This is a genomic window from Solibacillus isronensis, assembly GCF_023715405.1.
GTDB lineage: Bacteria > Bacillota > Bacilli > Bacillales_A > Planococcaceae > Solibacillus > Solibacillus isronensis_B.
Window position 1 is genome coordinate 1435465 of sequence record NZ_JAMBOC010000001.1, and the last position, 16986, is coordinate 1452450.

16 protein-coding genes and 1 other RNA gene are annotated in these 16986 nt (G+C 37.9%); 4 read left to right on the forward strand and 13 right to left on the reverse strand.

Translation table 11 applies throughout. The features are described from left to right. The first annotated feature begins 167 nt into the window (after positions 1–167). Entirely contained in the window at positions 168–1085 is a 918-nt protein-coding gene (locus M3166_RS07345) for a LysR family transcriptional regulator (RefSeq protein ID WP_251688786.1), read from the forward strand. Between the two features lie 351 nt (positions 1086–1436). On the opposite strand, the gene M3166_RS07350 is transcribed toward M3166_RS07345, so the two are convergent. The 4 genes from M3166_RS07350 to M3166_RS07365 form a co-directional block, all read right to left on the reverse strand. Further along, on the reverse strand, positions 1437–1661 hold the full coding sequence (locus M3166_RS07350; RefSeq protein ID WP_008404823.1) for a sulfurtransferase TusA family protein: 225 nt from the start codon (positions 1659–1661) through the stop codon (positions 1437–1439). A 13-nt stretch (positions 1662–1674) separates the two neighbouring features. Further along, positions 1675–2724: a YeeE/YedE family protein gene (locus tag M3166_RS07355; protein WP_251688788.1), complete on the reverse strand. Its 1050-nt coding sequence runs from the start codon at positions 2722–2724 to the stop codon at positions 1675–1677. 220 nt (positions 2725–2944) lie between these two features. Continuing rightward, the gene (locus M3166_RS07360) at positions 2945–3289 is read right to left on the reverse strand and encodes a DUF6176 family protein (protein WP_251688790.1); all 345 of its coding nucleotides are present in this window, start codon (positions 3287–3289) and stop codon (positions 2945–2947) included. A gap of 14 nt (positions 3290–3303) precedes the next feature. After that, the gene (locus tag M3166_RS07365) at positions 3304–4038 is read right to left on the reverse strand and encodes a DUF2087 domain-containing protein (protein ID WP_251688792.1); all 735 of its coding nucleotides are present in this window, start codon (positions 4036–4038) and stop codon (positions 3304–3306) included. A gap of 427 nt (positions 4039–4465) precedes the next feature. Here M3166_RS07365 and abc-f point away from each other — a divergent pair, with 427 nt between their 5' ends. Next, positions 4466–5926 carry a ribosomal protection-like ABC-F family protein gene (gene abc-f / locus M3166_RS07370; RefSeq protein WP_251688794.1) on the forward strand — a complete coding sequence of 487 codons (1461 nt, stop codon included), beginning with the start codon at positions 4466–4468 and terminating at the stop codon, positions 5924–5926. 51 nt (positions 5927–5977) lie between these two features. Here abc-f and glsA read toward each other — a convergent pair whose 3' ends face one another. Further along, complete coding sequence (gene glsA, locus M3166_RS07375) at positions 5978–6898, reverse strand: glutaminase A (RefSeq protein WP_251688796.1); 921 nt, start codon at positions 6896–6898, stop codon at positions 5978–5980. A 145-nt stretch (positions 6899–7043) separates the two neighbouring features. Here glsA and M3166_RS07380 point away from each other — a divergent pair, with 145 nt between their 5' ends. Then, a complete protein-coding gene (locus tag M3166_RS07380) occupies positions 7044–8033 on the forward strand; it encodes a S66 family peptidase (RefSeq protein ID WP_251688798.1) in 990 nt (329 codons plus the stop codon). A gap of 116 nt (positions 8034–8149) precedes the next feature. Here M3166_RS07380 and M3166_RS07385 read toward each other — a convergent pair whose 3' ends face one another. Genes M3166_RS07385 through M3166_RS07395 form a run of 3 tightly spaced genes read right to left on the reverse strand, consistent with a single transcriptional unit; the run spans position 8150 to position 9920 of the window. Next, a complete protein-coding gene (locus tag M3166_RS07385; RefSeq protein ID WP_353056573.1) occupies positions 8150–8647 on the reverse strand; it encodes a GGDEF domain-containing protein in 498 nt (165 codons plus the stop codon). Then, the gene (locus M3166_RS07390; RefSeq protein ID WP_251688800.1) at positions 8626–9105 is read right to left on the reverse strand and encodes a PAS domain-containing protein; all 480 of its coding nucleotides are present in this window, start codon (positions 9103–9105) and stop codon (positions 8626–8628) included. The genes M3166_RS07385 and M3166_RS07390 overlap by 22 nt, the downstream gene beginning before the upstream one ends. 20 nt (positions 9106–9125) lie before the next feature. After that, complete coding sequence (locus M3166_RS07395; RefSeq protein ID WP_251688801.1) at positions 9126–9920, reverse strand: alpha/beta fold hydrolase; 795 nt, start codon at positions 9918–9920, stop codon at positions 9126–9128. 365 nt (positions 9921–10285) lie between these two features. Here M3166_RS07395 and M3166_RS07400 point away from each other — a divergent pair, with 365 nt between their 5' ends. Then, positions 10286–10750 carry a chemotaxis protein CheX gene (locus tag M3166_RS07400; RefSeq protein ID WP_251688803.1) on the forward strand — a complete coding sequence of 155 codons (465 nt, stop codon included), beginning with the start codon at positions 10286–10288 and terminating at the stop codon, positions 10748–10750. A 280-nt stretch (positions 10751–11030) separates the two neighbouring features. Here the strand turns inward: M3166_RS07400 and M3166_RS07405 are convergent, their stop codons facing one another. The 5 genes from M3166_RS07405 to gpsB form a co-directional block, all read right to left on the reverse strand. Continuing rightward, complete coding sequence (locus M3166_RS07405) at positions 11031–12932, reverse strand: ATP-dependent DNA helicase (protein WP_251688805.1); 1902 nt, start codon at positions 12930–12932, stop codon at positions 11031–11033. 187 nt (positions 12933–13119) lie between these two features. Beyond that, positions 13120–14259 carry a THUMP domain-containing class I SAM-dependent RNA methyltransferase gene (locus M3166_RS07410; RefSeq protein ID WP_251688807.1) on the reverse strand — a complete coding sequence of 380 codons (1140 nt, stop codon included), beginning with the start codon at positions 14257–14259 and terminating at the stop codon, positions 13120–13122. 4 nt (positions 14260–14263) lie between these two features. Then, on the reverse strand, positions 14264–16012 hold the full coding sequence (locus tag M3166_RS07415; protein WP_251688809.1) for a putative bifunctional diguanylate cyclase/phosphodiesterase: 1749 nt from the start codon (positions 16010–16012) through the stop codon (positions 14264–14266). A gap of 195 nt (positions 16013–16207) precedes the next feature. Beyond that, an RNA gene (gene rnpB / locus M3166_RS07420) (RNase P RNA component class B) lies at positions 16208–16591 on the reverse strand. Between the two features lie 63 nt (positions 16592–16654). Next, positions 16655–16954: a cell division regulator GpsB gene (gene gpsB, locus M3166_RS07425; RefSeq protein WP_079528712.1), complete on the reverse strand. Its 300-nt coding sequence runs from the start codon at positions 16952–16954 to the stop codon at positions 16655–16657. Between the last annotated feature and the right edge of the window lie 32 nt (positions 16955–16986).

Below are 16986 nucleotides of genomic sequence, written 5' to 3' on the forward strand. Positions count from 1 at the left end.
CCTCAATATTCACGTTATGAATAAAAGGGAATTTCTATTCAAGCAGCTGCCAGTCGAATAGGGATATTAAACCCCCTTTCTATTTATATGGTTCTACCTTACAATAGATATTAATTATATAAACAGTACATATAATAGTTTATAACTATAAAAGTGAGGCGTTTTCTATGGAATTACGGCATTTAGAATACTTTTTAATGTTATGTGAGGAGATGCAATTTACTCGAGCTGCTGAACGGCTTAATATTGCACAGCCAACTTTAAGCCAGCAAATTAAAGTGCTCGAAAATGAAGTGAATACCCCGTTGTTTAACCGGATTGGTAAGAAAATCACCCTTACGGAAGCTGGTCAGATTCTTTATCGCCAAGCACAAACGATATTTCAAACATTGCATACAACTAAAATGCAAATGCAACAATTGGCTTCACTTGAAAAAGGGATTCTTCGTGTAGGCGCGTTGCCTGGTGAATTGACTAATATTGTGTCAGATTTAGTTTTAAAGTTCATGCATAAATATCCGCATATACAAGTAACGGTTACTTCCGGTGAAGATATTCATTCATTAATAAAAAACAATACCATCGATTTCGGATTTACTTTTTCACCACTAATTGAAAACTACGATGAACAGTTTGTGGAGATTCCTTTATACACTGAAAAGTTCTGCTATGTAGAAAGCAAAGACTCTGCTACACGACTTGAAGAACCCGTGCAATTGTGCCATATTTTAAAAGAACCACTTGTTTTGTTTCCAAATGCGCATCTTTGCCGGCGGATATTAAATGCTGCAGCTAAATCGGACAAATTAACGGTTGAGCCAAAGTTTGAAACTTCCAGCATTCCGGCTATTTTTCAGTTTGTCGAGCAATGCCTTGGCGGAACGATTGTAGCCAAAACATTGTTTGATTTACATGCGTCGGACAAACTGCAGGCTCATATCATTCAGCACCCTATACTGGAAAGAGAAACATTGCTGATCTATCAGAAGGAGCGCCAGCAATCACCAGCTTTTAAAGCGTTTCTTGATTTATTGAAACCTGCGCTGACAAATTATCAGTTGTCATTGTCTGCTAATTCATTGTAAGGGGCTATACAATAGTCCCTTTTGTCATTTATTAAAAGATGAAGGGCTGTGATGATGGGAGTTCTTCTAATATAATCGGAAATCTTCAAATAAATTTTGGCACGCTATATTCTAATATCGTTGTTCAAACTTCTAACATCGCTCCGTTTTTTTCTAATAACTCCCCTAAATGTTCTAATAAAAGCTCTGCCATAGCCTAAATTTATTTTAAATTTAATTTGCCTTAATAGCTTCATAATAAATAAAATCTCACAAATTATAGTGTCGGGTAATATGTAATCCCTATCTATCCTGTCACCCCATTAAAAAAACAGCACCTCATAAATCGAGATGCTGCCCGTAACTCATAAATTATTTTTTCTTAATTGTAATTGTCCAAGAAGCTTCGCCTAATTGCTCGTAGTTTGTTACTTCATGGCCGTCTTCTGCTGCCCAGCGCGGAATTGATTCCGTGCCTTGAGTACAATCGAATTGTACTTCCAGCTCATCACCTGTGTTTAACTCTTTAATTGCTTCTTTTGCTTCGATCAACGGAAACGGACAAACCATTCCTAATACTTCTAATGTTTTTTTCATTTAAATTCTCTCCTTAAGCACGCGCTGTTGCACGTTTTTTTGATGGACGCACAAATACGAAGTACGATGCTGTCCAAGTACCCAAAATCATGAATAGTAAAGCAACCCAACCTGACCAAGTCATCATTGATGTCATTACAAGACCGTTCCCGATTGAACAGCCGCCTGCAAGACTTGCGCCGAACCCCATTAAAATACCGCCGGCAGAGCTTCGGACAACTGTTTTTGTATCTGGTGTACGTAATCGGAATTCACCGCTCATTTTAGCAGCGAAGTAAGAACCGAATAAAATACCCATTACAAGGAATACTCCCCAATTAATGATGTCTAAGTCCCCAGTTACTAAAAACTGTAGAATATTTGCTGAAGGTGTTGTAATCCCTAAACCGAAAATACGTCCTGATGCCGCACTTAACGGCCAAGCCAATGTTGCGATCAAACCGATTAAAGTTGCTGTCACATAAGGATTCCAGCGTTTTTCGAATAAAATATGTGCCAAGCCTGTTTTCTTAGGTTTCAAGCCTGGAATTTTCACACGTGGTTTGCGTAATTCACGGTAAACAATGAACGCCACCAATGCAACAAATGGAATGACTAAAAACCAGACATTAATGCCAAATGTATCGGCAATTGAATCAGTACCTACTACCGGTGTACGTGCATCAACTGTAAATTGTGCTAATGGACCTGACTTCATAATAGCTGCCATCAACATGTAAAATGCTAATGCTATCCAGCTTCCGATTAAGCCTTCACCTGCACGATACCAAGTACCTGTAGCACAACCGCCTGCAAAAATAATCCCGATACCGAAAATAAATGCGCCTGCAATCGTTGCCCATAATGGGAACTGACCTGCTGTATATTCAAACGCCCCTGCCTCAATTAGTAGGAATACACCTACCGCTTGAACTGCAATGGCTACTAGTAAAGCATAAAACATACGATTATCTTTAGCGATGTACATATCACGGAAACCGCCTGTTAAACAGAAACGTCCACGTTGCATCACAAAGCCTAAAAGAGCACCACAAAGGATACCCGTAATTGCCATTTGCAACAAAATAATTCCTCCTATTATTAAAACCAAGTTTATCAATAGGGATATAATATAATATTTTACTACTATAATACAAGTATTTTGTTTAAGATTAAGATAATCGTATAAATTTAGTTGGTTTTATGGTTTAAAGGACGAAAATGAATGTATTTTATTGAAATCCTACAGAGTAAAATTTATTTTCAGCAAATTTACTTTCCTAATATTACAAATTATACTTTTATCAGTTCATACTAGCCCGTACATTTTCAGGAATCATTACGACTTCTGTTTTCAAATCGATAGAACCAAAATTTTCATCGATGCATTCCTCCCAGTATTCCAAATGCTTTTTATCAATCCAATGGGTAGAATCATCTACATCCACCCCACCGCTTCCTTGTACCGAATACCAGTATAAATATTCTTCACCATTCAAATGTTCGTGGAAAATCGTTTCCACAAACATTTTCTCTCCCTCAAGTGTTACAAGTACATCTTCCATATGATCATTTAAAAAATCCATCCATTCTTTTACTTTAGAAGTTTTCCCGGCTTTTACACGATATCGTGTCAGCTCTACCTTCATTGAAAGACCCCCTATCATTTCACCCAGTACTCTGAACCATCGTCACTCCGCTCCATAAAGCCATACTCAATCAGATGACGGCGCAGTGATACAAAATCATCGTGGACAGTCTTTAAAATTTCATTTACTTCTTTTTCATGGTAGTGCTTGCCTGCATCAAAACGATTTAAAATATGCTGGAGGATAATGATCTTTTTCTTTTCCTTACTAGGAATTGTTTCAACCCCCGCATCCAACCCGTTTTTAAAATAGGTAGTCAATACTTTTTCTCGTTCCTTCTGTTCAATACTATAACGTTCGTCCACTTGTCTCGCCCCTTTATGTATTTGATAATGTTCAGGGTTTTTCATTAGCTGCATGAGAGCAACAAAAATTTTCGCCTGTTTTTCCTTTTCGCGAAATTTAAAGCGGTGCTGGCGAACTGTTGATACACTCGATACACTCGATACATTGCTATCATTTACAATTTCCTGATCGGTTTTGCCTTCGAAAAAATGCTGCAACATTTCAATTTGAACATCTGATAACCCGCTTACTTTTTTATCTAAAGCAAGCAATGCGTGAAATGGTGAAATATGTACCAGCTCAATGTGTTTTTTAATCATGCCATTCGCTGTCAGAAAACGATTGTTATATGGAAAGACTTCATCTAAATGATAGGACTGTTTACAAAACAAACATTGATACCTTTCCTGTTTCATTTCATATCCTTTTATAAGTACTTCCGTTGAAATATTTTGAATTTCCAAAAAATATCACCTCTATAACATTTATAATATACGTTACTATATTTGTAAACATTTTTATTTTATGTTTACTATTTTGGGCCATTCTGATTTTATAATTTTCTCCAGAGAACAACAGGATCTTCTATAGGAGTTGTTTCCTCTAGAATTAGGGGGTTGAATTTCCGAACAATCTATGGCATACTACTAATAATTTACTGGAAAGGAAGATGAATGGCTGATGGATAAGTAATTCTATTTTACACGTAAAAATGTATACGCATTTTCACATAAAATAGGATTAGTCTGCCCATTTATACTCCTTTAGCGAACTTAAAGGCTTATTTACGTATGATTACTAATCCTTCTGACACTTTCAGAAGGATTTTTTATATATAAATATTCTTTGTGAATGCGTATACTTTCAAATCAAAATTTGGAGGTATGCTATATGCCAATAGAATTGAAAAACGTATCATTTAGCTATGATTTACTCGAAGAACCATTATTTAAAAATATAAACATAACGATCGATAATACTTGGAAGCTTGGTCTAATAGGACGTAATGGTCGCGGAAAAACAACTTTACTTCATTTACTGCAAAATAAATTACCATATAGCGGAACAGTAATAAGTGATGAAGAATTTCATTATTTTCCCTTTGCCATTCGTGATCCAAAGGTTACTACGTATTATGCGATTAATGAGGTCATGCCCGTTGAGTTATGGAAGCTCGAGCGGGAATGCCAGCTTTTGTCGCTTGACTCATCGTTGTTATGGATGCCTTTTGAACAATTGTCGGGCGGCGAACAAACAAAAGTAATGCTTGCTGCTGTCTTCGGTGAAGAAAACCGTTTTCTTCTGCTTGACGAACCTACGAATCACCTCGATCTGAAAGGCCGGTCCATCGTTGCAAACTATTTAAAAAAGAAAAAAGGCTTTATCGTTGTCAGTCATGACCGTCAATTTATCGATGAAGTTGTCACACATATTTTGGCGATTGAAAAAAATCAAATTAGCGTATACAAAGGAAACTTTTCAGTTTATGAACAGCAGAAGAAGCTACAGGACGAGTTTGAACTCGAGCAAAATCGCTCATTAAACGCTGAAATCAACCGCCTGCAAAAAACGGCTCGCGAAAAGTCTAACTGGGCCGCGCAACGTGAAAAGCCTTCAGGAAATGATCCATTCGGAAATGCAATTGCAAAGCGCATGAATAAACGAGCAAAAGCAATTGAAAAACGCACACAGGAAAAAATTGAGGATAAAACGAAGCTGCTGAAAAATATTGAAACAATAAGCGATTTGACGATTAACTGCCAATTGAAGCATCGGAATCCTGTACTTCGCGTGAAAAACCTTACGTTGGGCTACAATGATCGACCTCTGTTCCAACCTATTTCATTTGAAATTTTCCAAGGGGAGCAAGTTGCCATTGTCGGTCCGAATGGCAGTGGTAAAACATCACTTGTTCAATATTTACAGGGTACATTTCCTGGTACTGTAGACGGCGAAATGATTATGCCACAAGGGTTGAGCACAAGTGTTATCCGCCAAAATTATGAGGATAATCAAGGGATGTTAAAAGACTTTGCCTTTGAGCAGCAAATCGACTACACATTATTTTTAAACAATTTGCGTATTTTCGGATTTAACCGTGATGTTTTTCAAGTACCAATTGAAAAGATGAGCATGGGTCAGCAAAAGAAAGTCGAATTTTCAAAGTCGCTCGGACTCGAAGCAGAATTTTATATTTGGGATGAACCGCTGAACTATTTAGATGTTTTTAACCATCAACAGATTGAAAAAATGATTGCTCAATTTAAACCAACTTTGTTATTTGTGGAGCATGATGCCACATTTGTAAAAAACACAGCAACGAAAGTTATTGAGCTCCTTCCTTATCGTTAAATTAAAAAAGGAACATTCCTTCATTTTTTTGAGAGAATGTTCCTTTTCCTGTTATAAACAAAACAAATCATATTCCTTTGACAGGTGCATCAAAAACTCGATACCCGCTACACTATTGCCGACTTGATCAATGGCTGGTCCATAAATGCCAATTCCAATCGGACCTTGCAGTTGTTCTATTTCACCATTACGGACTACGGCAATGATTGCACCGGATACACCGCTTTTTGCCGGCAACCCTACAAACGCTGCAAATTTTCCGGATGCATTGTACATGCCGCATGTGAGCATTAAAGCTTTTGCAATATTAATTACCTCTTTATTGCAGCAAGCTTCACTATCTTTTCCATTAGTCGCAAAATAAAATGCCATTTTCGCTAAGTCGGTCACATCTACTGAAATCGAGCAAAGCTGTAAATAGACTTGGAGAGCTTCCTCAACATCAGATTTCAGGAAACCGTTCGCCTGTAATATATAGGCGATTGCCCGATTATAATCAGCTGACTGGTATTCCGAAAAATAGATTTCATTATTAATATGCACTTTCTTTCCGATCATGCGTTCTAAATAAGTCGTCACAGATTTCACTTTTTCGAACATTGTCTCACCCGGAAGTAACGAAGCAATTGTTATCGCCCCTGCATTGATCATCGGGTTAAAAGGCTTATTATTATGCCCTTCCAATCGCACAATTGAGTTAAATGAGTCTCCTGTCGGCTCCACATCAACATAATGCATGATTTCCTCAATACCGTGATGATTTGCAGCAACCATAAAACTGATTACTTTCACGACACTTTGAAGTGTAAAAGTTTCTGTACAATCACCTAATTCAATTTCCTGTTCTGCACTTAGTAAACTCACCGCAAACAAATCGCTATTTGCTGCAGCAAGTGCTGGTATATATGAGGCGACCTTACCACCTGCTGTCATTTGCTTTGCCTGATCATAAATTTTTTGTAATTTGTTCATTGGACACTAGTTGCCGTAACTAGCTGCTCACCTCCTCATTTTCTATCATATACTCTACATTTATTATTTCCTTTTTTCTGCTCGAATATATTGTATAATTTTAACATATACCCGAAACTATAAATTAGCAAAGATAGGTGATTATATGTTTCATCCATTACAACGTGGAGATAAGATCGGCATTTTCTCATCTTCTGTACCGGCAACTACTACCGCAAAGTTGCGATACAGTCGCGGTAAAGAATTTTTGGAGGAAAAAGGATTTCAAATTATCGAGGGAAATCTTACAGGTAAACAAGATGGATATCGGTCAGGGACGCCAAAGGAACGTGCTGAAGAATTTAATCAGCTACTAAGAGATCCATCAATTAAAATGATCATGTCCTCAATCGGCGGCACGAATTCGAATAGCCTTCTCCCCTATATAGATTACGATGCGTTTAAAAATGACCCGAAAATTGTGGTCGGCTACTCTGATACTACTGCAATTTTATTGGCTCTTTTTGCCAAAACGAATATTCCTACATTTTACGGTCCGGCACTCATCCCTTCGTTCGGAGAATTTGAGCCGCTTGTCCATGAAACATACAATTATTTTGACCGCTATTTTTGTCAACCAAGCGTTCCGTACTCGATTCCAATGCCACGAATTTGGTCAGATGAAATGATTAACTGGCTAGATTATGAGAAGCCAAAAACACTCTACTCAAATAAATGGATCAGTGTTCATGAAGGTGTTGTTGAAGGACGTTTAATAGGCGGCAATAATAATACAATGTACGGTTTCATCGGGACAGCTTATTTTCCTGTTATTAATACCGGTGATATATTACTCATTGAGGATTCATTGAAGTGTGCGTCAACTGTAGAAAAGAATTTTGCGATGTTGAAATTGCACGGGATATTCGACAAAGTTGGCGGTATTATCCTTGGAAAACACGAGCTCTTTGATGATGAAGGGACAGGCAAGCTGCCGCTTGACCTGTTATTGGAACAGCTGGATGATAAAATTATTCCTATTCTTGCCGATATCGACTGTGCCCATACCCACCCGATGTTCCCTTTGGCGATCGGCAAAAAAATCCGTCTGGATACGATCAACCAATCAATTACTTGTATTGAACATTGGCTTTAGCTATTAAGAAAATGTAATTGTACGAAAACTTCATCGACATTAAAAAGGCTAATGAAGTAATTAATTCAATAGCCTTTTATTGTATGTATCTATTATCCTAAAACTAAAAAAGAAAGCTACATCCTTTTCATCGCTTCATACTGTGTTGCCTGGTTGCGTCCATTTCGCTTTGATTCATAGAGTGCATCATCCGCATGTTCAAAAACAGAGCTCTCAGTATCACCCTTTTTAAATGTTGTACAGCCGATACTTACCGTTAACCGACCAACTGATGGCCATATTGTTTTCTCAAACTGTTTAATCAACTGTTGGGCAATTTCAAACGCTTTCTCTTCATCTGTTTGGCCTAACAGTAAAATAAATTCTTCGCCCCCAAATCGTGCAGGAATATCCTGGTCACGAGCAGCTGTTTTCAATAGAACTCCTAATTGTGCTAAAACCAAATCTCCTATTGCATGTCCATATATATCATTCACCTGTTTGAAATGGTCAATATCCATTACGAGCAAGGAAAATGGAATTCCATGTTTATCAAACTGCTCAATATGGATTTGAAGCTTTTGCTGAAAAAAACGGCGATTGCCAATACCGGTTAATCGTTCAGTTGAATTAATTGCTGCTGTTTCTCTTCAATTTTTTTATTAATTCGCTGCAAATGTTCATGGGCGGTTGTTTTTTCGTTATATGCTTCTTCCAATAATAGTTTCGCTTGTCGAACTTCACGCTCATATTCAATTCGCTTGTTCATTGGCATCATGACAATATCGACAAAATTCTTACCTTCCTTATTTACTTGTTTTGCATTGACTAAACATGGCATTGTTTGTCCAACAGCATTCTGTATATTAATAAAAAGTTCATCTACAAATTGATACATTGCCATATTAGGATAAAAATACGAATGGAAAATTAATTTACTACTGGATGAAAACAACTTTTCAAGATGTTGTCCATATAACTCTTCAAGCCTGTAATTTGTCCATTGCAAAAATGTTTCATTTACATCAATAATTGTATATTGCTCGTTTGTAACAATATATCCACAAGGCAATTGAGCTAGACGTCTCTCCATCAATGCATACGCCCCTATTCTTATTTTATATAGTTTAATATGATTTCTGCTGTTAATTTCGGGTCGTTTAAATGTGGATAATGACCTCTAGTATCTAATATTACCAATTCATTGTTCGGAATATGAGCGCTTAAATAATAGCCTACGTCAATCGGTACAATACTATCATTCGCGCATTGCAGGATTAATATAGGAATTTGCGTCTCCCCTAATCGATATCGTGAATCACTAAAGAAAGTGACTTCTGCAAACTGTCTCGCAATACTTGAATTCGTTGATACAAATGTTTCTTCAAGTCTCTTTGTTAATGGTGCATCACTTGATTGATCCATTGCAATTGGGGCCATATAGCTTGCCCAACCTTCAAAGTTCATTTCCATTGTTACAAGCAGTTCATCAATTTCACTTCGATCAAATCCCCCTTTATAATCTCCATCATTCAAATAATAAGGGGAAGGGCCTATCATAATAAGCTTTGAAAAGTATTGCGGCATTTTTATAGCAGCGAGCATACCGATCATCGAACTTACAGAGTGACCAATAAAAATAATATTTTTAAGATCGTATGCCTCAATAATGTCAATGACATCCTGTACATAACCATCTAAGCTATTATATTTCACCCTATCATATGCCGTTATATCGGAGTTACCAGCACCTACATAATCAAAAAGAATAATTTTGTACGATTCCTCAAAATAAGAAATCAAACTTTGCCATAAAGTTTGATCACAGCCAAACCCATGCGCAAATAATAAAACTTGCTCTCCCTTACCCTTGATCGAAATATTATTTCTCTTTACAACGTTGACCAATGTGATGACCTCACTTATCAAATATCTATACTTCCTATTTTGGAACATATTTCATGAAATTTCTACTCTATTACATAAAAATCGCATTGTCAATGTGACAATGCGATGAATAGTTTTTAATATTTTATTTTTAATTTGCTGTATTTTTCATAACATAGTTTCCAATTGCCACATAAACGATCACTGTTGCTCCAATAAAAGCATACAACATTTTAAACACCGCCCCATTTGTTGATAATAATTATCATTTTCATTATATATGCTCCGAAATTTTCTGTCAATACAGTGTCTTTTAATTTTCTTCTATACATATACCGAAGCAACATGTTAATATGAATTAAAAGTCTAGGAAGGAGAAATTATTATTGAGTAATTCGACGCATATTCAAACTATCTTAAACGGGACAATCCATTCACTAAAAACTATATTACCTATGATTATAGATGTGAAATCTCCTTCCATCATAAATGAACCGTACGAACAACTTGAGATGGGTGTGCTTATAGGATTAGTTGGTGATGTTAAAGGACGCATTATCATTGACGGCACACCGGAAAGTTTTAGTGCAATCGGCTCTGCGATGTTCGGAATGCCTTTAGAAGGTGCTATGCTTGAGTCCTTTACAGGCGAACTCGGGAATATGATTGCCGGTAATTTATGTACATACACAGTCCAACATGATTTGGAACTTGATATTACGCCACCTACCGTGATGGTTGGTCATACAAAATTATTCGGCTTTAAGCAAGCATTTAAAATACCTGCTACTTTAGAAGGTATCGGGGATTTAATTATTCTATATACAATTGATACTGAAGAAGAAGAGTAAATCATTTTTGCCTTTTGTTGATTCTTTCAATGAAAGGTTTTTTTATTTGAAGAAATTTACGGATATTAGAACAACCCTAATAATTATTAGAAGATTTCACTACTATATTTGAACTTTTCATCTTCATATTAAAAAGAAATGATTCACTTATTAGAAAATCAGCATTTTATTAGAAGATTTTTTATTAAATTAGAACATCGCTACTACTTATTAGAAAATAGCGCGCCCCTACAAATCCAAAAGGAAAACCCCGCTCGAAACACTCGAACGGGGTTGAACATTATTGTGGATCCACTGCTAAAATATCTGTGAAGTGTGATTTCACGCTTGCTTCTTCATTATTTAATAAAATATGAATGTCACCATGATCATTCGATGTACGAATTAGACGGCCCATTCCTTGCTGAAGACGAAGCTGCATGAATGGTAACTCAACTTCTTCAAATGGATTTTGTGCAAATGAACGTTTTGCATCAAATAATGGGTCATGCGGCGGGAATGGCAAGTCGAAAATAATGACGCGCGTTAACGCTTCTTCCGGTAAATCCAAGCCTTCCCATAAATGATACGAACATAATGTTTTCACTTCACCGTTTTGGAACTCACGGACAATTGCCGAAAGCTCACGGTCGCCTTCAAATGCGATATTTAAGCGTTCCATTAAACCAACATTAGATTTAAAGTGATTCATTGCCTGTTTTGATTTAAATAAAATTAATGTTTGTTTACCATCTTTCAAAAGCTGCTCTACTTTTGCAGTTTTTTCGGATTGCGAAAGTTCATGTAAATAAATTTTCATTACTTCTTCGTAATCAAACGGTGATGGTACACTGAAGCTTTGGTATTGTTCAATGCCTAAGCTTGATGCGATATAGCTGAAATCCTTATTTACCGATAGTGTAGCCGATGAGAACACGATTGGCATTTTTTTCGAGAATAACGTTTCAGAAAGAACATCTGTAATCAGGCGTGGCATAATGACGAGCGTCTCTTCTCCATCATTATCCTCCAGCCAATCAACAGCATCGCCTTGTGCAACAAAAATACGAATTGCCGCTACATAATGCTCTAAAAACTCTTCCGCCATATTCAGCTCATATTCCGGAATCATATAGAGTTCCGATTCAAAAACGAATTCTTCCAGCAGCTGATCGACATATGCAATGACGCGCTCGCCTAAGTGGATCAGTCGCTCTGATTTCACAATACGTTTACGGTCTTCTTCTGATTTAATGACATCTTCACGCAACTGGTCAAAAAACAGTTCATGGTGATCTTGTAAATGTTCCATCGCATATAATGTACGCTCACGAACACCATCTACCATTAATCGTTCCAATAACTCTACAATCGTATACGCCTGAACTTTGTAGGTTAATGCTTTTTGGGCTGCATATTCAAGTAAATGTCCTTCATCAAGCACCATCATTGAAACTTCCGGTAATAGCGGTAATTGCCCTTCACGTTCACGTGATTCCTTTGTCGCCAAATGCTCCATTAAAAAGTCTTGTGAACAAATGATAAGATCCGTCGATTTACGGTAATGTGCACGGTGTAATGTTTGGCCGCAACGATTACGTAAATCACAAACCGCACATTGCATGATTGAATTGTAGTTTACTTTCTCCCAGTCTTCATCCGTCACTAACGGATAATCCGAGCGCTCCCCGTATGGCTGCACGGCAATCATACTGCCCTGTGCATATACCCCATCCGGAATTGAAAATGCAATATCATCAATCCACTCTTCTGTTTCCGTTTTTTCCGCTTCTTCAAAGCGTTTTAAACATAAATATTGGTCACGTGATTTTGCAAGACGGACATCAATATCCAGTCCTAATACATCACGAAGTTTATGAATATCGCCGCCCTCTTTTACGAGCTGGTCGATTAAAGTTTCATCTGCACAGGCAATAAGTGCCGGTTTTCCTGTATAACGTGCATAAGATACTGCCGGTAATAAGTAGGCAATTGTTTTTCCTGTTCCTACTCCAGCTTCCGCAAATAACACGTTCTTTTCTTTTAAAGCTTGCTCTATTTGGTAAGCCATGAAAATTTGTTCGTCACGGCATTCAAATCCTCGTTCAGGCAATTCGTCATACAGGACATCGCCTAACCAATCGCCTAAAGAGTCGAAGAAAGTTTTCTCTCTCGATAATTCAAAAGGTAAAGATTTTCTCAAATGGATGTTCCCCCTCAATATGAGGCGGAAGGAACGTATACAATTCCTCCCGCAAATACTAACAATTTACAATTTATATTAAAAAATTCCGTACTTATCATTATACAACGATTCACATAAAAAAGACTAATAATATGCAACAAAAAGAGCGCTCTCCGGAATGTCTTCTCGGACACGCTCTTCGTTATTAATTTTCGCGCTTAGATTTTTGACCCCAATACTGGTATAAATCTGTGCGGATGAATCCGTTAAATAATTTACGCTTTTTCGTCGCTTTTTTACCGTAATGTACTTCAAAGTCTTCCATTGATGACAGCATGTATACTGACCATGTTGGGTAGTTTTGCATAACTTGACCAAACTGGCGCAGCATTTTCTCGATTTCTTCTACTTCACCGATACGCTCACCATATGGAGGGTTTGTAACAATAACCCCGTCTGTCAGCTTCGTTGTGAAATCCGTCGCCTGCATTTGCTTGAATGTCAATAAATCGCCAAAACCTGCTTCAAGTGCATTTTCTTGCGCAATGGCAACCATTTTATGATCAATATCTGTACCGATGATCGTTAATTCCTGATCATAATTCGCTAAAGAATCCGCTTCATCACGCGCTTTATCCCAAATATCCTGCTTCATCCACGGCCATGATTCCGAAATAAATTCACGGTTATAGCCTGGTGCGATATTTTGGCCAATCATAGCCGCTTCCAATGCAATCGTTCCCGAACCACAGAATGGGTCTACGAACGGACGGCTTGGTGACCATTTTGAAATTTTCACTAATGCTGCTGCAAGTGTTTCTTTTAATGGGGCTTCACCTTGTGTCGTGCGGTATCCGCGTTTATGCAAGCCTACACCCGATGTATCAATCGTTAATGTTGCCATATCTTTTAAAATCGAAATTTCGATTTTAAATGTCGGGCCGGATTCATCTAAAAACCCTAAACGTTTATAAGCAAGCTTCATTCGTTCAACAATCGCTTTTTTCGTGATTGCCTGACAATCCGGTACACTGAATAATGTTGATTTGACCGATTTACCTGACACCGGGAAATTTGCATCCACCGGCAAGTATTTTTCCCATTGAACAGCTTTTACACCTTCAAATAGCTGGTCAAATGTTTTAGCCGGGAATTGGGCAACGACGATTTTCACACGGTCCGCTACACGCAACCATAGATTCGTGCGAGCAATCGCCATCTCATCGCCTTCAAAATATACTTTGCCGTTATCGACACGTGTTTCGTATCCTAGATCACGTACTTCTTCTGCTACAATTGCCTCTAGGCCCATCGCAGCTGTTGCAACTAAATTAAATTTTGTCATGCGTTTAAATCCTTCCTTGATGCTCGATTTCCCAAAATTGGATGAAGTCGATTAATTCTTCCATAGGCAAAGGTTTACTGTAGTAATACCCTTGTATATAATCACAGCCCATCGATTTAAGCAAATCGACTTGCTGGCTTGTTTCCACACCTTCAGCTACTACTTTCATTTGCAGGCGATGCGCCATTTGAATAATCGCATCGACAATTGCCTGCTTATCATCAAGCGAGCAAATATGCTGAATGAAGCTGCGGTCAATTTTCAGCACATCGAGCGGGAATCGCACTAAGTAACTTAATGAAGAATACCCTGTCCCGAAGTCGTCGATCGAAAGCTTAAAACCTAATTGCTTCAGTTTTACTAGTTTACTCACTGTCTCCTGCGCACTGTTCATTACTGTTCGCTCAGTCACTTCGATTTCAAAGCTCTGTGCCGAAGCATTATTCCGCTCTAAAATTTTTTGAACCGAATCTAAGAAGCTTTGCTGCTGGAAGTGAATGCTCGAAACATTTACTGCTATCGGTACATTTGGGTACCCGGCAGAAACTAGCTGATGATAGCCTTCACATGCAAGCTCGAAAATCATTTCGCTCAGTGGGATAATTAAACCCGATTCTTCGGCATGTTCGATAAATTCAGCAGGTGATACAAAGCCAAGTTTCTCACTGTTCCAACGTACTAATGCTTCGATTCCGATAATTTCGTTGTTTTCGGTACTAACTTTCGGCTGGTAGGCAAGCGTAAATTCCCTGTTTTCAATCGCTTTACGGAGCTCACTATCAAGTGTCAGCACTCGATTCGAATCAGTTTCCAAATCGTCAAAGTAAAATGAGTAGCAATTGCGCCCATTGTCTTTTGAAAATGACATGGCCCGATCAGCACGATTCAATAGTTGTTCTGTTGTCATACCGTCCGCCGGGTAAATGCTGATTCCCATACTTGTCGATATATAAATATCCTGATCGTGAATTTTAATCGGCGTTTCAAAAACCCGGAGCACCTGCTCAGCAAATTTTGCAGCTTCTCTTGGATGTTGGATATTTGCTAATGTAATGACAAATTCATCCCCACCAAAGCGCGCTAAAATATCCTTATTTCTCACTAAAGTTTTCACGCGTTTGGATACTTCTACCAATAACTGATCACCAATGGCATGTCCGAGCAAATCATTCACTTGCTTAAAGCGGTCTAAATCCATAAAAAGAACCGCATGCTGTATCGGCATCACCTTGTTCTCTGTCACTTCCAGAAGTGCATTCATACGTTCAATATAGGCAAAACGATTGCACACATCTGTTAATGAATCATGAAGAGCCCTTTTTTCAAGTTCGTCTTCCACGATTTTACGTTCAGATAAATCTGTAAAAATGCCGCAGTAATTTGTAATTTTACCTGCTTCATCTTTAATTGCTAGTATTGTCAGCCATTCGGGGTATAATTCACCCGTCTTGCGTCTATTCCAAATTTCACCTTGCCACATGCCTGCCTTGCCAATTTGTTTCCACATATCAATATAAAAAGCTCTGTCATGCACGCCAGACTGCAAAATAGACGGTTTCTTCCCTTGTACCTCTTCCAATTTAAAGCCTGTAACAAACTCAAAAGCAACATTAATCGATAAAATTCTTCTATATCGATCGGTAATCATAATACCTTCCGCAATATTTTCAAAAACTCTTTCGATTAATTCTTTTGGAAACTGTGACAATGCCAGCTCTTGTATGATGGATTTATTAGACTTCAATTCGCTCAAGACATCTCACCCTTATATAAAGAACAGTTTTTATATATTCACTCCGACAGAAGGAGGTATTGTTTTATTGATTTAGTTCCCTAATTCCCCGTCATGAACCTTTATTTTTATATTTATAATAATTTTTTCTACTAAGAAAGGCTCTCCACAAAAGAATGGAGAGCCCTTTTATATGTTCAAAAAAAAGCATCAATAATCAATAAGCCATGTTTTGTTCCTAAGTACTCAAGCAGCTTGCGCCTCGTACGACTAGGTAGTAATCATCTATCTACGGCCAAGCTGACCGTCCCTCCATCCGTTCAATTCCTTCAGGAGAGTGCCCCTACCATAATTTGGGTTTCTCACTCATGGGGTTTACCTCGTTCCACCTCATAGTTTTCACTATAAGCTCCGTCACTGTGGCACTTTCAGGAAGTTTCGTCCATATCTAAAAGACTTAGGAGTTCCTTCCGCCGTCAAGAGAAATTCTCTTGCCTTACCTTATTTTTTCAGTAAGCACGAACACTACGGGCATCGCAGCACCGTGTGAGCATGGACTTTCCTCTACGACCTTAAAAGTCGCAGCGATTACTCGAATATTGATGTATGAATAAAGTATACTGCAATAATAGAAAAAAAACAATATTCCCATGAATAGTTTAACTATTCGTAAAGCTTACTCCCGAAAACATGCTTCTCCAAGTTTGAAAGTCGCTTTAAAATATCGAAGTTTGTACTATTCGCTGTTGGAGCAGGAGCTACCGCCGATTTGCGGCTTGAGTTTGCCAGCTCTTGCTTTAAGCGCTCGTTCTCCTCTTCTAAAGAAGCAATCTTTGCAGTAAATGTGTCATAATCTTCACGAATCAGATCCAAAAATTGATCCACTTCGTCAATGTTATAACCTTTCATACTCTTTTTAAATTCTTTTTCCAATATATGGTCAGCTGTTAATTTAATATCCATTATTCCTCGTCCTTCCATCACGCTACTTCTTT

What these genes read in the sequence shown, in the direction of transcription:
- M3166_RS07345 (WP_251688786.1), top strand. Translation starts at nt 168, where the DNA reads ATGGAATTACGGCATTTAGAATACTTTTTAATGTTATGTGAGGAGATG.
- M3166_RS07350 (WP_008404823.1), bottom strand. Translation starts at nt 1,661, where the DNA reads ATGAAAAAAACATTAGAAGTATTAGGAATGGTTTGTCCGTTTCCGTTG.
- M3166_RS07360 (WP_251688790.1), bottom strand. Translation starts at nt 3,289, where the DNA reads ATGAAGGTAGAGCTGACACGATATCGTGTAAAAGCCGGGAAAACTTCT.
- abc-f (WP_251688794.1), top strand. Translation starts at nt 4,466, where the DNA reads ATGCCAATAGAATTGAAAAACGTATCATTTAGCTATGATTTACTCGAA.
- glsA (WP_251688796.1), bottom strand. Translation starts at nt 6,898, where the DNA reads ATGAACAAATTACAAAAAATTTATGATCAGGCAAAGCAAATGACAGCA.
- M3166_RS07380 (WP_251688798.1), top strand. Translation starts at nt 7,044, where the DNA reads ATGTTTCATCCATTACAACGTGGAGATAAGATCGGCATTTTCTCATCT.
- M3166_RS07390 (WP_251688800.1), bottom strand. Translation starts at nt 9,105, where the DNA reads ATGGAGAGACGTCTAGCTCAATTGCCTTGTGGATATATTGTTACAAAC.
- M3166_RS07410 (WP_251688807.1), bottom strand. Translation starts at nt 14,259, where the DNA reads ATGACAAAATTTAATTTAGTTGCAACAGCTGCGATGGGCCTAGAGGCA.
- gpsB (WP_079528712.1), bottom strand. Translation starts at nt 16,954, where the DNA reads ATGGATATTAAATTAACAGCTGACCATATATTGGAAAAAGAATTTAAA.